Source organism: Natronococcus pandeyae (assembly GCF_008122205.1).
GTDB lineage: Archaea > Halobacteriota > Halobacteria > Halobacteriales > Natrialbaceae > Natronococcus > Natronococcus pandeyae.
Window position 1 is genome coordinate 77,139 of record NZ_PHNJ01000017.1, and the last position, 12,946, is coordinate 90,084.

At 64.3% G+C, this 12,946-nt stretch carries 13 protein-coding genes; 8 read left to right on the top strand and 5 right to left on the bottom strand.

Annotated features, from left to right (window positions below):
- The first annotated feature begins 7 nt into the window (after nucleotides 1-7).
- Complete coding sequence (locus tag CV102_RS22035; RefSeq protein WP_148860177.1) at nucleotides 8-658, top strand: hypothetical protein; 651 nt, start codon at nucleotides 8-10, stop codon at nucleotides 656-658.
- A 325-nt stretch (nucleotides 659-983) separates the two neighbouring features.
- On the opposite strand, the gene CV102_RS22040 is transcribed toward CV102_RS22035, so the two are convergent.
- The 4 genes from CV102_RS22040 to CV102_RS22055 form a co-directional block, all read right to left on the bottom strand.
- Nucleotides 984-1,742, bottom strand: a complete 759-nt coding sequence (locus CV102_RS22040) for a sugar phosphate isomerase/epimerase family protein (RefSeq protein WP_148860178.1) — start codon at nucleotides 1,740-1,742, stop codon at nucleotides 984-986.
- 73 nt (nucleotides 1,743-1,815) lie between these two features.
- Nucleotides 1,816-4,620 carry a cation-translocating P-type ATPase gene (locus CV102_RS22045; RefSeq protein WP_148860179.1) on the bottom strand — a complete coding sequence of 935 codons (2,805 nt, stop codon included), beginning with the start codon at nucleotides 4,618-4,620 and terminating at the stop codon, nucleotides 1,816-1,818.
- A 118-nt stretch (nucleotides 4,621-4,738) separates the two neighbouring features.
- Nucleotides 4,739-5,110, bottom strand: coding sequence for a Zn-ribbon domain-containing OB-fold protein (locus CV102_RS22050; protein ID WP_148860203.1), 372 nt, complete (start codon nucleotides 5,108-5,110; stop codon nucleotides 4,739-4,741).
- Nucleotides 5,111-5,112: 2 nt separating this feature from the next.
- The gene (locus CV102_RS22055; RefSeq protein WP_148860180.1) at nucleotides 5,113-6,273 is read right to left on the bottom strand and encodes a thiolase domain-containing protein; all 1,161 of its coding nucleotides are present in this window, start codon (nucleotides 6,271-6,273) and stop codon (nucleotides 5,113-5,115) included.
- 138 nt (nucleotides 6,274-6,411) lie between these two features.
- Between CV102_RS22055 and CV102_RS22060 the strand changes: the two genes are divergently transcribed.
- Nucleotides 6,412-7,140: an SDR family NAD(P)-dependent oxidoreductase gene (locus tag CV102_RS22060; protein ID WP_148860181.1), complete on the top strand. Its 729-nt coding sequence runs from the start codon at nucleotides 6,412-6,414 to the stop codon at nucleotides 7,138-7,140.
- Nucleotides 7,141-7,895: 755 nt separating this feature from the next.
- Here the strand turns inward: CV102_RS22060 and CV102_RS22065 are convergent.
- Nucleotides 7,896-8,291, bottom strand: coding sequence for a DUF7522 family protein (locus CV102_RS22065; protein WP_148860182.1), 396 nt, complete (start codon nucleotides 8,289-8,291; stop codon nucleotides 7,896-7,898).
- Between the two features lie 403 nt (nucleotides 8,292-8,694).
- On the opposite strand from CV102_RS22065, the gene CV102_RS22070 reads away from it, so the two are divergent.
- The 6 genes from CV102_RS22070 (at nucleotide 8,695) to CV102_RS22100 (ending at nucleotide 12,937) form a co-directional block, all read left to right on the top strand.
- Entirely contained in the window at nucleotides 8,695-9,171 is a 477-nt protein-coding gene (locus CV102_RS22070) for a pyridoxamine 5'-phosphate oxidase family protein (RefSeq protein WP_148860183.1), read from the top strand.
- Nucleotides 9,172-9,498: 327 nt separating this feature from the next.
- Nucleotides 9,499-9,924, top strand: coding sequence for a universal stress protein (locus CV102_RS22080; protein ID WP_148860184.1), 426 nt, complete (start codon nucleotides 9,499-9,501; stop codon nucleotides 9,922-9,924).
- 74 nt (nucleotides 9,925-9,998) lie between these two features.
- Nucleotides 9,999-10,487, top strand: a complete 489-nt coding sequence (locus CV102_RS22085; RefSeq protein WP_148860185.1) for a universal stress protein — start codon at nucleotides 9,999-10,001, stop codon at nucleotides 10,485-10,487.
- A gap of 182 nt (nucleotides 10,488-10,669) precedes the next feature.
- A complete protein-coding gene (locus tag CV102_RS22090) occupies nucleotides 10,670-11,470 on the top strand; it encodes a ZIP family metal transporter (protein ID WP_148860186.1) in 801 nt (266 codons plus the stop codon).
- 319 nt (nucleotides 11,471-11,789) lie between these two features.
- Nucleotides 11,790-12,179, top strand: coding sequence for a DUF2267 domain-containing protein (locus CV102_RS22095; protein ID WP_148860187.1), 390 nt, complete (start codon nucleotides 11,790-11,792; stop codon nucleotides 12,177-12,179).
- Nucleotides 12,176-12,937, top strand: a complete 762-nt coding sequence (locus tag CV102_RS22100; RefSeq protein WP_148860188.1) for a class I SAM-dependent methyltransferase — start codon at nucleotides 12,176-12,178, stop codon at nucleotides 12,935-12,937. The genes CV102_RS22095 and CV102_RS22100 overlap by 4 nt, the downstream gene beginning before the upstream one ends.
- Nucleotides 12,938-12,946: the final 9 nt, after the last annotated feature.

The window sequence follows — 12,946 nt, forward strand, 5'->3', positions numbered from 1 at the left end:
CGATACCATGACAGCAGACACCAACAACGAACTCACCCATCATCTGGGCGTAGCGATCGGAAGCATCGTCGTGGCGGTCCTGTTGTGGGGCGTCGGATACCGCGGTCAGCGAGTCGTCGCCGCCGTTCCCTTTTTTATACTGTTCTTCGTGATGATTATCGGCCCGCTGGTGCGTATCAGGCCGTCGATCAGGCGTCGGTTTTCGGGGAACGTTCCCGTGAACTGGCGGTCGGAACTCGGAATCTGGTTCGCCATCTGGTCCGTCGTCCACGTGTTGTTCGTCTTTTGGGCCCGCGATTGGGACGTAATTGGGTACCTCGTCGACATGAGTCCGTGGGCGTTCGGTGCCAGCGTAGCCGTCCTCATCGCGATCGTGCTGGCGTTTACGTCCAACAACAGAGCCTACGACTATCTCGGGCCGAAAGCCTGGAAGTGGCACCAGAGTCACGGAACGTACGTCATCTTCTGGCTCGTGGCCGTCCACGGCTACGATCGGGCGTACCTCCGTCCGTACGAGGAGATGGGGTTTCCCTCGGACGATCCGCTCCACCTGCTCTATCTCGCGATGATCGTCGTGGTAGTCGTCCTCCACGTGGCCGCGTTCGCGGCAGTCGTCTCCGAGTACCGGAAGACCGGCGAGTATCCACCGGACCTGTGATCGGACGCCTCGGCGTGTCGCACCTCGGAGTCGTCCCGAAGACTCCTGCGGTGACACGCCGGCGGCGCGTTCTCACGTCCGGTCAGCACAGCCGCCTCGAGTCGATGTCGAGCCGTGCTCGAGGACCCCGTCTGTAGATGCTCCCCTGGTGAACGTGTCGTCTGGATTAGGATAGGCGTTTAGCAGAGCCGCTCCGAGGAGGATGTCGAGGTGGAGAACGTCCGGCTGACCTGCGTCGGGGAGCCGGCCAGCGACTCGCTCAGACACGTCTACAACGCGAAGTATCTCGATCGGCCAGGATCGGGTCGTCCGATGCGGTTCGGTGTTACAGGGCGCTGTCGTCCTCGAGCACCTCCCTCGCCCGCCCCGCCGTGTCCCGGAGCAGCGGGACATCGTCGGTAAAGACCTCGACCGCCACGGTACCATCGAAGCCGGCGAGGTGGTCGGCGACGACGTCGTAATCGATCTCGCCGGCGCCGATCGGCAGGTGGGTGTCGCCCCGGCTCCGCGCGTCGTGGACGTGGAGGTGCGAGACGAGGTCGCCGTAGCCCGAGAGGAACCGGTCGATGCCGTCGTTTCCGTCCTCCATGTACGCGTGACCGACGTCGAAGCAGACGGCCGTTCCCGTCTCGCGCGCGCTATCGCCGAGCACCGACAGCGGCAGGCCGCGCTTCTGGTGGCCGACGTTCTCGACGACGAGTTCCACGCCCGCGTCGGAAGCGGCCGCGTCGATCGCTTCGAGCTGGTCGACAAAGAGCGGCCGGAGATCCGTATCGTGTGGGTTCCGTGCCGTCCCATGGAGGACCGCCTTCCGTGCGCCCGCGTCGCCGGCCCACTCGAGCAGCCGCGTCAGGTAGTCGACGATCGCGTCGTTGATCTCGGAAACCGGCGTCACGACGACCTGCTTGAACGGGAGGTGTACGCAGAGGTCGGCGTCCGCGTCGCCGAGCGTCGTCTCGAGCCGAGTCGTGTCGATGGCGGCGGGATCGCTCCCTTCGGCGATCGAAAGCTCGGCCAGATCGAAGCCGTCGATCGTGTCGTCCAGTCGCTCGAGCGAATCGCCCACGGTGAGGCCAACGTCCATACGGACGCATACGGTGCCACCGACATAATGGCGATGACAGCCGGCGACGAAACGGGGACGAGCTGCGTCCTGCTCAGTACTGCTCGAAGTACCGATCCTGTACCTTCACGAAGACGGCCATCAGCAGCGCGAAGACCACCGCGGCGACGCCGATCTGGGCCCAGTGAACGAGGGCGAGCGGTTCGACGTCGAACAGGAGCTGGCCGGTCGGGGTGTAGAGCACGAGTAGCTGGAGCGTGACCGCGACGGCGACGGCGAGCACGAGCCACGGGTTCGAGAACAGCCCGAGCCCGTACCGGAACCGGATCGCCTGAATGCGGACGATTTCGAAGACGACGAACCCGGTGAACACCATGGTCTGTGCGAGTTCCCTGCCCGGTTCGTAGCCGGGACTCCAGCCGAGCAGCGCCCCCGTCACGTCGTAGCCCGGGATCAGCTCGCCGAAGAAGTTGAGGGTGAACAGCGGGAGCAGGCAGACCGTCATGAAGATCGCGATGCCGACGATCGACGTCACGATGCGTTTCGTGATGACGCCCTCCTCGGGCGGTCTGGGATCCCGCTCCATGATGTCCTCGGCCGGCGGGTCGACGCCCATCGACAGGGCGGGGATGCCGTCGGTGACCACGTTGATCCAGAGGATCTGGATCGGCGTGATGACGAGCCCGAAACCGACCATCGAACCCGTAAAGATCATCGTCACCTCGCCGCCGTTGCCCGACAGCAGGTAGTTGACGAACTTGCGGACGTTGTCGAAGATGCGTCGGCCGCCCCGCACGGCGTCTCGGATCGTCGCGAAGTTGTCGTCGAGCAGGACGATGTCCGACGCCTGTTCGGTGACGTCCGTCCCGCGGATCCCCATCGCGACGCCGACGTCGGCGTTTTTCACAGCGGGCGCGTCGTTGACCCCGTCGCCGGTCATTGACACCGTGTGGCCCTTCGCCTGTAACGTCTGCAGGATGCGCGTCTTGTGATCCGGCGAGGTGCGCGCGAAGATGTCGACGTCGTCGACGACCTCGGCGAGTTCCTCGTCGCTCATCTCCTCGAGTTCGGGACCCGTGATCACCCGCGTCGAGCGGAGGCCGACCTCCTCGCCGACGGCTCGCGCCGTCACCGCGTTGTCGCCGGTGATCATCACGACGTTGATTCCGGCGTCGAGACAGCCCGCGAGCGCGCCCGGCACCTCCGGGCGGGGCGGATCGAGCATTCCCTGCAGCCCGAGGAAGACCATCTCTCGCTCGAGGTCCTCGTCCGGATTCTCGGTCTGATCGTCCGGGACGTCGGGCCTGTAGGCGAAGCCCATCACGCGCAGCGCATCCTCGGCGAACGCCTCGTTTCTGTCCTCGATCTCCGCGCGGCGCTCCTCGGTCAACGCGACGATCTCGCCGTCGACGAGTTCACGGTTACAACGCTCGACGACCGTCTCCGGCGCGCCTTTCATGTAGGCGGCGGTCCCCCCGTCCGGCGTCCGGTGGACCGTCGTCATCCGCTTTCGCGCGGAAGTGAACTCGACCTCGCCGAGCCGGGGGTACTCCTCGGCGAGGTCCCGGTGGTCGAAGCCGGCCTTCTGGGCGGCGACGAACAGCGCGATTTCGGTCGGATCCCCGAGATACGCACGCTCTCCCTCGCCGGATTCCGCGGCCTCGGTCTCGTTCTCGTCGCGCTCTCGAGTTCCGACGTCGACGTTGTTACAGAGCAGCCCGCAGCGCAACACTTCGGCGACGCGTTCAGTTTCGACGGGGTCGCCGTCCCGGAGGAACTCGCCGTCGGTGTCGTAGCCGGTACCGGTCACCTCGACGGTCTCGCGGTTGGCGACGATCCGCTGGACGGTCATCTCCTCCTCGGTGAGCGTCCCCGTCTTATCGGTGCAGATGACGTCGACCGAGCCCAGCGCCTCGACGATCGGGAGCCGGCGGACGAGCGCGTTCTGCTCGGCCATCCGCCGCGCCCCGAGCGCGAGCGAGAGGGTGACGACTGCAGGGAGGCCCTCCGGGACCGCGGAGACCGCGATCCCCACCGCGGTCAGGAACACCTGTAGTGGCGGTGTGTCCCCGATGACGAGTTCCGCGACCGCGATGATCGCGACCGCGCCGACGACGCCGAGCGCGATGATCTTTCCCAGCCGGTCCATCTCGGACTGGAACGGCGTCTCTCGCTCTTCTGCTTCCTCGAGGGCAGTCGCGATCTGGCCGATTTCGGACTCGGGGCCGGTCTCGACGACGACCGCCGTCCCGGAGCCGCGCTCGACGACGGTGTCCTTGTAGAGCATGTTCTCGCGCTCGGCGAGCGAGGTGTCTTCGCCGACTTCACCGACCTCCTTCGAGACGCCGACGCTCTCCCCGGTCAGCGCCGCCTCGTCGACGCTCAGGTTCGACTCCTCGAGGATGCGGGCGTCGGCCGGAACGATGTCCCCCGACTCGACGAAGATCACGTCGCCGGGCACGAGTTTCGTGGCGTCGATCTCCCGCTTCTCGCCGTTGCGGCGAACCAGCGCGTACGTCGTCGACATCTCCTTGAGGGCCTGAATGCTCTGTTCGGCCCGGTAGTCCTGGACGAACCCGAACAGCGTGATGAAGACGACGATGCCCGCGATGACCCCCGCGTCGATCGTGTGTCCGACGCCGGCCATCACGATCGCGGCGACGATCAGCACCCAGATCAGCGCCGACGTGTACTGCTCGACGAGGATTCGAAGGGGGGAGGTTCCCTCTTCTCCTTCGATCTCGTTCGGCCCCTCGCGCTCGAGGCGGGCCCCGGCCTCCTCGGCCGCTAACCCTTGCGCCGACGTTTCGAGGTCTGCGTAGACGTCCTCGAGCGAGCGCGAGTGCCAGTCGGTGGCCGTCTCGGGCTCGGTTCGCTCGTATTGTTCTGACCGTGACACGTGTAGAGAGTTGCTTCCGGTAGGGTAGTGTTCAGTGACGATCCTCAGGGGGTGGGAACCACGATACTGTCGCCGAGTCTCAGCCGCCGGTCGGGCAGGTCTCGACGGCGGTAGCCGGTCAGTCCGTCGGCGAGAAGGTGACGAGCCACTCGTCGTCACCTCGTTGCTCGACGCCGACCGCGACCGTCTCGCCGAGTTCGACCTCGTCGGCGTCCCGGAGCTGCCCGGTGAGGCGGACTCCTTCGTCGAACGTCGCGATGACCACCGTGTACGGCGTCTCGTCGGCGAACGCCGGAATCGAGCTGAAGATTCGGGTCGACGACGTCACCGTCGCCGTCTCCGAAAGCGGTCGCTCCTCGAGCGTCCGGGTTCCACACTCCGGACAGACCGCTCGCGGCGGCAGCGCGACCTGATCGCAGTCCTCGCAGGCGAGGTAGACGGGCTCTCCGTCGGCGATCCCCTCCGCGAAGTCGACGAACCACGGCTGCACGATCACTCACCCCCTCGCAGCACGTTGACGACACAGCTCGCGCCGCTGCCCCCCACGGTGTGCGTGAGACCGACGGTCGGATCCTCGACCTGATTCGGGTGCCGTCCCTCGAGTTGTTTCGTGATCTCGACGATCTGGGCGACTCCCGTCGCGCCGACGGGATGGCCCTTCGCGAGCAGCCCGCCGGAGGTGTTGACCGGAATCCGGCCGTCGACGGCCGTCTCGCCCTCGACCGCACCGCGGGTACCCTGTCCGCGCTCGAAGAAGCCGAGCGCCTCGATCGCGAGGATCTCCGCGATCGTGAAGCAGTCGTGGAGTTCGACGACGTCGACGTCATCGGGTCCGATGCCGGCGCGCTCGTAGGCGTCCTCGGCCGCCCGTTCGGCGGCCCGCGTTCGTGCGAGGTCCGGCCGGTCCTGCAGCGCCAGCGAGTCGCTCGCCTGGCCGCTCCCGACGAACGAGACCGTCGTCTCGAGGCCGCGTTCCTCGGCGTAGCTCTCCGAGACGAGGACGGCCGCGCTCGCGCCGTCGGTGATCGGACAGCAGTCCTGCAGGTTTAGCGGCGTCGCGACCGGCGGCGAGTCCAGGACGCTCTCGACGTCGGTCTCCTCCTGGCGCTGGGAGATCGGGTTGGAGACGCCGTTCTCGTAGTTCTTCACCGCGACGGCGGCGAGTTCCTCCTGCGTCGCGTCGAACTCGTTCACGTAGGCCTGGGCCATCAGCGCGTAGATGCCCGGAAACGTGAGTCCGGCCTCGTTCTCGTACTCGTTGTCCGCGGCGTTGGCCAGCGCGTCGGTGACTTCCTCGATCCCGCTCGCGGACATCATCTCGACGCCACCGACGAGCGCGACGTCGGCATCGCCGGCCCCGATCGCCTGGGCGCCCGATCGGGCGGCCGAACTCGCCGACGCACACGCGCTCTCGGTTCGCATGGAGGCGGCCTGTCGCGCGCCGAGGTAGTCAGCGAGCATCGCCCCCACGTGGCCCTGATCGTCGGTGACGTCGCCGATGAAGTTCCCCGCGTACAGTTCCTCGACGTCGTGTACCGACAGGGAGGCGTCCTCGAGTGCCTCGAGTGCGGCGTCGGTGAACAGTTCTCGAGTTGACGAGTCGGGGTGTTCGCCGAACGGCGTGCTGGCGACGCCAGCGATCTGAACGGTCATGCGGCGGTCCCTACGACGATTTCGCTCTTAATCCCCCCAGCAATAGGTACTCGGTCTAACTGGTACGCGGCGAAGACGTATCGATTACCGAGCCGATGCCAATCGCTTTATTTGTACTGGGTGTAGCCAGCGATCACAATGCTCGAAGACGATATTGCGATCGTTACCGGTGGCGCTATCGGTATCGGAAAGGCGATCGCCGAACGGTTCATCGAGGACGGAGCAACGGTCGTCATCGCCGACGTCGACGAAGAGCAGGGGACGGCGGTAGCCGACGAACTCGGCTGCCAGTTCCACCGCTGTGACGTGCGCGAGTTCGACCAGGTCGAGTCGCTCGTCGAGGAGACCGTCGACGAGTACGGTCGGCTCGACGTCATGGTGAACAATGCCGGCGTCGGGAGCGAGACGTCGGTCGAGGAGATGGAACTCGAGGAGTGGAACGCGGTGCTCGAGACGAACCTCGACGGCGTCATGCACGGAACGAAAGCCGCGTTGCCGCACCTCACGGAGTCGAACGGCTGTATCATCAACCTCGGCTCCATCTACGGGCTCGTCGGCGGGAAAGGCGCCGCCTCCTACTCCGCGGCGAAAGGCGGCGTCGTCAACTTCACCCAGCAGGTCGCGATCGACTACGCCGACCAGGGCGTTCGCGTCAACAGTATCTGCCCCGGCTTCGTCGAGACGCCGATGACCGAAGATCTGCTGGAGTCCGAACGGTTCTACAGCTTTCTCGAGCAAAAAACGCCGATGGATCGTCACGGACAGCCAGAGGAGATCGCGCCCATGGCCGCGTTCCTGGCCTCTGACGACGCGTCGTACATTACCGGCGCGAACATTCCGGTCGATGGCGGGTGGACCGCGTTCTGACGAGTTCGCTACCGTGTTCGAATCGGACAGTTGACGTGGTCACATGCCGTTCCGAACACAGTCGGGCCGACAAGAGCAGTCGCTTCCGCCCTCGTTCATGCGGGCTGTTCTCGGTTTTCGATAGCAAAGAGATAGAGAAAGGTTACGATAAGACCGAGTTGAACGATCCCGTCGACAACCCCGAGAGCGGACAATCGGGTTCCGTTGAGTATCCATACTGTTACTAACGTTGTTACGTAGATTACACCGATCAGATACAGTACTGGATTCCAGAAGACCGTAAAAAAGACGATGACTCCTGCAAACAAGCCCGCGCCCATAAGCAGAAATTCCGTCTGTCCCGTCACGAATCCGGCGTAAACGTGGAGTCCGCTCGTAATCACGCCGAGAACGACGACGAGAACGCGTGCGGGTGTCCACTCGATCGGGCGCCGGACCGGTCGCGTCGGTGTGATATCGTTTCGGCTCACACACTATTTTCGACTTCCGCTCCAAAGAACGATGGGGCGGTCTCTCGGGATACCGTTCTGTGTCTCGAGACTGACGGTACACCGACGAACCCATAGTACCAACTGAAACGGTTTACACACCGATCGCACTGTCCGCGGTTCTCGCTTGCGTCGCTCACGGGTCGTTCCTCCCCGTTCGCGTTCCCATCGTGCGACCGGGTGTGCACTGACGTTCAGTGGCTACTATATCGAACCGGTTTCGGGGAATCTCGCTTTTTCAGGCCGCTACACTCCGTGATAGCGTTTTCAACTCGATCCATCAGGTATCGTTTCTTCGAGCACGGTCCTGATAGCAGTTGCCACCTCGTGAAACTCGTTCATGTTTAGCGGATCGGTCGTCACGTAGACACCGTGTTCGCCGACGATAGTCCGGGTTACGTATCCCCACTCGAAGACGCGAATCGTGAACTCGTAGTCTCCGAGTTCGGAGTTGCCGTACGTCTGCTGTGACGTGAATCCGAGTCGTTCGTTCGCGACGAACCTATCGATGTCAGCGTCGCGTTCGAGATCGTCGCGCAAGTAGAGTTGCTCGTGATCATCGGCCGTGAAGTACGTGATGCTTCGAAGTTCATCGCCGATCGCAGTCCGACAGACGCTGACCAGTTCTTCTCCAAGGTCGTCAGTGGATACGGACGACGACATGTGATCACATACCGTCGTGGGGGATATATAACCGGGAGGCGACTGCCGAGGGGTGGGTGAAGACGACGATCGAAAGTGGGAGTCGACCACACGAAGAGCGTGTCTTGGCGGGTGTTGTTGTCATGGATGTTCAGTAGTTTGTACGAACGGAGTGCCGGAAGCCGGCCGTGGAGTACCGCTGTGAGGATCCCGAGCCGTACGAGGTCCGAACCAGTGACGAGTCGGCGGCCGAGACGGACGACCTTCGATCGATGCTCGAGTTTCGGATTCCGAAGTGAGGGTGGGACTCTCGGTTGCGAGCCAAAAGAGAGGATCGTCGGCGAGCCGTTCCGTCCACACCGGTGACTCTCGTCGCGAGCGACGCGTGTAAGCCTTTTTCGTGTCAGCCGGAGTCTACCAGGACATGTCAGTCGACGAACTGCAGGAGTACGGACTGGTCGAGATGGACGACAGAGAAGTTCAGGGCTTCCTGTCCAGCCAGAAGACGGGGGTACTCGGCCTCCCGGAGGAGAACGGTCCCTATCTCCTCCCGCTCTCGTTCGGGTACGATGGCGACAGCCGTCTCTACTTCACGTTCCTCCTCGGATCTACGAGTCGAAAAGAGACGCTGAGCGAGGACGCAGACGCCGCCAGCTTCCTCGTGTTCAAAGTCGATACGATGTACAACTGGGAGAGCGTCCTCCTATCCGGAACGATCGCGTCCGTCCCCGAATCGGAGTGGGACGACCTCGAGGAGATCCTGAGCGACGCGTGGCGCCCGAGCCTGTTCGAGACAGCCACCCTGTCCGGCGCAATCAAGGTCTACGAGTTCCGGATCGACGATCGAACCGGGATCAAACACCAGGGGCTACCACCCTCCTTCGAACCGGACAGCGAGTAGTGTCGAGACGAAACCGAACACCCGACTTAGGTGACTCTCAGGACGGGAACGTTCGATCGGCGAACGACCCGCGCCGTCGCGCTCCCCAGCAACGGGCCGAAGCCAACCGATCGCCCGCGAGTGCCCACCGCGACGACGTGGGCACGCGTTCGGTAGTGCTCCCGACCCAGCGGGGCACGATCGTCACACGATCGTCGTCGCTGTCGACGACCCGTGGACGGTATCTCCATTATCGGTAGCGATCTCGGAAAGTTGTGTCTGGATCGAATTCCCGGAAACTGGTTTTCGTGTTGGCGTATTATACTGGCAGGCAACGTACCATCGGACATGAGCCAGCAAATCCTCGTACCGTACGACGGCTCGCCACCATCGAAGAAAGCGCTCGAGTACACCTTCGAAACGTTCCCTGATGCGAACGTAAGCGCGCTGTACGTCGTTCCAGCTCCCGAAGGGTACTGGGCCGCATTCGAGGATCCGGAAGAGCGGATTCCGAACGCCGACAAGGCCCAGGATAGAGGACGCGACATCCTCGACGAAGCGACGGAGATCGCCGCCGAGCACGACCGCGAGCTCGATACCGGGTTCGAACTCGGCCAGCCGGATCACGTGATCGTCGAGAAAGCAGCGGACGAACAGTACGACACGATCGTCATCGGGAGCCACGGCCGGGAGGGGATCTCGCGAATCCTGCTCGGCAGCGTCGCCGAAAAAGTCGTCCGGCGATCGCCGACGCCCGTCGTCGTCGTCCGCTAACCGCTCGCGAGGGCGATTCGACCGGTCAGAACAGCGGTACGCTTCGCCAACCAGTAGTCAATTCACGATCGAAGATGTCCGCAGACGATCACGCCGCCGACCCGATCCGAACGATTCTCGTCCCGACCGATGGGAGCGACGCCGCCGGCACGGCGCTCGAGCGAGCGCTCCAGTTCGCCGAACCCGACGACGCGACCGTTCACGTGCTCTCCGTCGTCGATACCACGACCAATCCGATGCGATTCGGCGTGGCGGAAGTCGCCGAACTCGATCGAGCCACAGAAGAACTCGTCGACGAGATCGTCGACGCCTACGGCGACCGCGACGTCGAGATCCGCGGGGCGATCCGGCGCGGTCGGCCCGCCAGCACGATCCTCGCGTACGCCGAGGAGAACGAGATCGATCTCCTCGTCGTCGGACGGACGGGGCGTGACGGAGTGGCGGACGCGCTCCTCGGAAGCACTACCGACCGCCTGGTCCGTCAGGCGTCGATCCCCGTGATCGTCGTCCCGGCGAGCGGGACCGTCGGCAACGAGAACCGGGAGATCCATTCTCGAGACTGACCGACGGTCCGTCGAGAAACCGCCCCGATGATCGAGAAACGGGACCGAAATCGACCAGTTCACAGCGTTCGAAACGCTGTATCGACACAGTCGATCGGACCGCCGACTTCGTTGGCACGCGAGTTGGCGTTCATACGTGGTGAAATCAACAGCCGTAAGCCGAGCTATCGACGAAACACAGTATGATCGGGCAGGAACTCGGACTGGTGGTTGCTGCAGGGGTGTTTACCGCGATCGTCTGCGGGTTCGGGACCCTGCCGTTCTTTTTCGTCGACGAGATCAGCGATCGGGTGACCGTCGCACTGTGGGGACTCGCGGGCGGAATCATGCTGTTCGCGTCCGTGTTCGGATTCATCGTGGAAGGACTCGGAGAGGGGACGATCGCGCAGGTCAGTACCGGCCTCGTCGTCGGGATTGCGCTGGTCATCGTGGCTGATCACCTCATCAACGATTACGAGTTCCAGCCGCGGGAGATGCCCGACGCAGACTTCCGGAAACTCGTCCTGATCGTCGGCGTGCTGACCGTCCACAGCTTCCCCGAGGGGGTCGCACTCGGGGTCGCGTTCGCCGACCTCGGCGTCGAGGGCGATCTGATCCTCGGCGGACTCGCGATTCCAGCGCTCGCCGTCTTCATCACGATCGCAATCTCCATCCAGAACATCCCCGAAGGGTTGGCCGTCGCAATTCCGCTGCACACCTACGGCGTGCCGAACTGGAAGATCTTCGGCTGGGCCGTCTTCTCGAGTATTCCACAACCGATCGGTGCCGGAATCGCGTACGTGTTCGTCACGATCGCACGCGAGTTTCTGCCGTTCGGCTTCGGGTTCGCTGCCGGAGCGATGATCTACCTCGTCCTGCACGACATCTTCCCGGAAGCTCTCGATCACGGGTCGGAGCTCCCCGGCAGAGGGCGCCGCGAACTGGTGGTCGGAATCGGCTTCGGAATCGCGATTATGGTCCCTATCCTGCTTCTCACGGAGTAGGGGGGCGAATCGTGACGCCGCGTCGCTTCTGATCGGCGAAGGTGACAGCGGGTCGCTGTCACCACGCCTACCTTTATTTCGACCGGGGGTGTATCTCGCAGCGTCTCGAACGCGAAACCCACCGGACGCGTCGATCGAACCGCCTGACGACTCGGAGCCAGATGCCGATCACACCGCTCGAACCGGCGTGCTACTCGAGCCGGCGTGTTCGTTCTCACGTCCGCGCGTACTCGGCCGTACGCACTACGTCCGTACCGGTCGCCGTCCGATACGCGCTGGAACGGCAAGCGTCCGAACCCCACCGACGGAGGATCCCACCATGAACTACAAGGAATTCATCGGACAGGTCCAGCACAGACTCGAGTACGCACAGTTCGGCCAGGCCGTCCGGGCGACCCGGGCCGTCCTGACGACACTCGGTGAGCGACTCCAGGAGGGCGAAGCGACCGACCTCGCCAGCCCGCTCCCGATGGAGATCGACCGCTACCTGACCACGGCGGACCACGGACAGCGCTTCGACTACCAGGAGTTCCTCGATCGGGTCGCCGACCGGGAAGGCGTCGACCGGCCGGACGCCAACTACCACGCCCAGCAACTCGTCGCACTCGTCGCCGAGATCGTTCCACCCGGAAACATCGAGAAAGCCCACAACGGCCTTCCCGAGGACTTCGACCCGCTTTTCGAACTCGCCGAGGCAGCCGAAGAGTGACCGACGGACCCGCGCCGGGGACGGACAGCGAATCGGGCTTCCGACGCGCGGAGAGTGAGACGACGACCGGCGCGCCGCCGGGACCGATCACCCGCGTCCCCAGACCGAAAGAAGCCGCCCGCGACAGGTACGACGCGCTCAGTCGCTGGTACGACACGGTCGCCGACCCGTTCGAGGCGCCGGCGCGGACGACGGGACTCGAGTTGCTCGCCCCTGCGCCGGGCGAGCGCGTCCTCGACGTCGGCTGCGGAACCGGGACCGCCCTCGTCGCGATCGCTCGAGCCGTCGGAGCGAACGGGAGCGCCGTTGGGACGGACGGAACCGCCGTCGGAATCGATCTCGCCGACGGGATGTGTCGCGCCTCGCGACGGGCGCTCGCCGACGCCGGCCTCGATCCCGGTACCGTGATCGCTGGTGACGGCTCGACCCTGCCGTTCAGGGACGACACCTTCGACGCCCTCTTCGCGAGTTTCGTCCTCGAACTCTTCGATACGCCCGAGCTCTCGGTCGTTCTCGAGGAGTGGAAACGCGTGCTCGCTCCGGACGGGCGACTCTGCGTCGTTTCGCTGTCCCGTCGGGGGGACGGTCCGACCACGTGGCTCTACGAGCGACTCCACGATCTGGCGCCGGCGTCCCTCGACTGCCGGCCGATCTACGTCCGTGAGACGCTGCTCGAGACCGGATTCCAGATCGTCGAGACGCGGGACGAGTTCGTTTGGCGTCTGCCGGTCGAAATCGTCCGCTGCCGAGTGTCGTAGGATTCGGGA

Bases quoted from the DNA above. Each gene is read 5' to 3' on its own strand.
- CV102_RS22060 (WP_148860181.1), top strand. From the start codon at position 6,412: ATGCTCGAAGACGATATTGCGATCGTTACCGGTGGCGCTATCGGTATC.
- CV102_RS22065 (WP_148860182.1), bottom strand. From the start codon at position 8,291: ATGTCGTCGTCCGTATCCACTGACGACCTTGGAGAAGAACTGGTCAGC.
- CV102_RS22095 (WP_148860187.1), top strand. From the start codon at position 11,790: ATGAACTACAAGGAATTCATCGGACAGGTCCAGCACAGACTCGAGTAC.
- CV102_RS22080 (WP_148860184.1), top strand. From the start codon at position 9,499: ATGAGCCAGCAAATCCTCGTACCGTACGACGGCTCGCCACCATCGAAG.
- CV102_RS22070 (WP_148860183.1), top strand. From the start codon at position 8,695: ATGTCAGTCGACGAACTGCAGGAGTACGGACTGGTCGAGATGGACGAC.
- CV102_RS22055 (WP_148860180.1), bottom strand. From the start codon at position 6,273: ATGACCGTTCAGATCGCTGGCGTCGCCAGCACGCCGTTCGGCGAACAC.
- CV102_RS22090 (WP_148860186.1), top strand. From the start codon at position 10,670: ATGATCGGGCAGGAACTCGGACTGGTGGTTGCTGCAGGGGTGTTTACC.
- CV102_RS22085 (WP_148860185.1), top strand. From the start codon at position 9,999: ATGTCCGCAGACGATCACGCCGCCGACCCGATCCGAACGATTCTCGTC.
- CV102_RS22035 (WP_148860177.1), top strand. From the start codon at position 8: ATGACAGCAGACACCAACAACGAACTCACCCATCATCTGGGCGTAGCG.
- CV102_RS22040 (WP_148860178.1), bottom strand. From the start codon at position 1,742: ATGGACGTTGGCCTCACCGTGGGCGATTCGCTCGAGCGACTGGACGAC.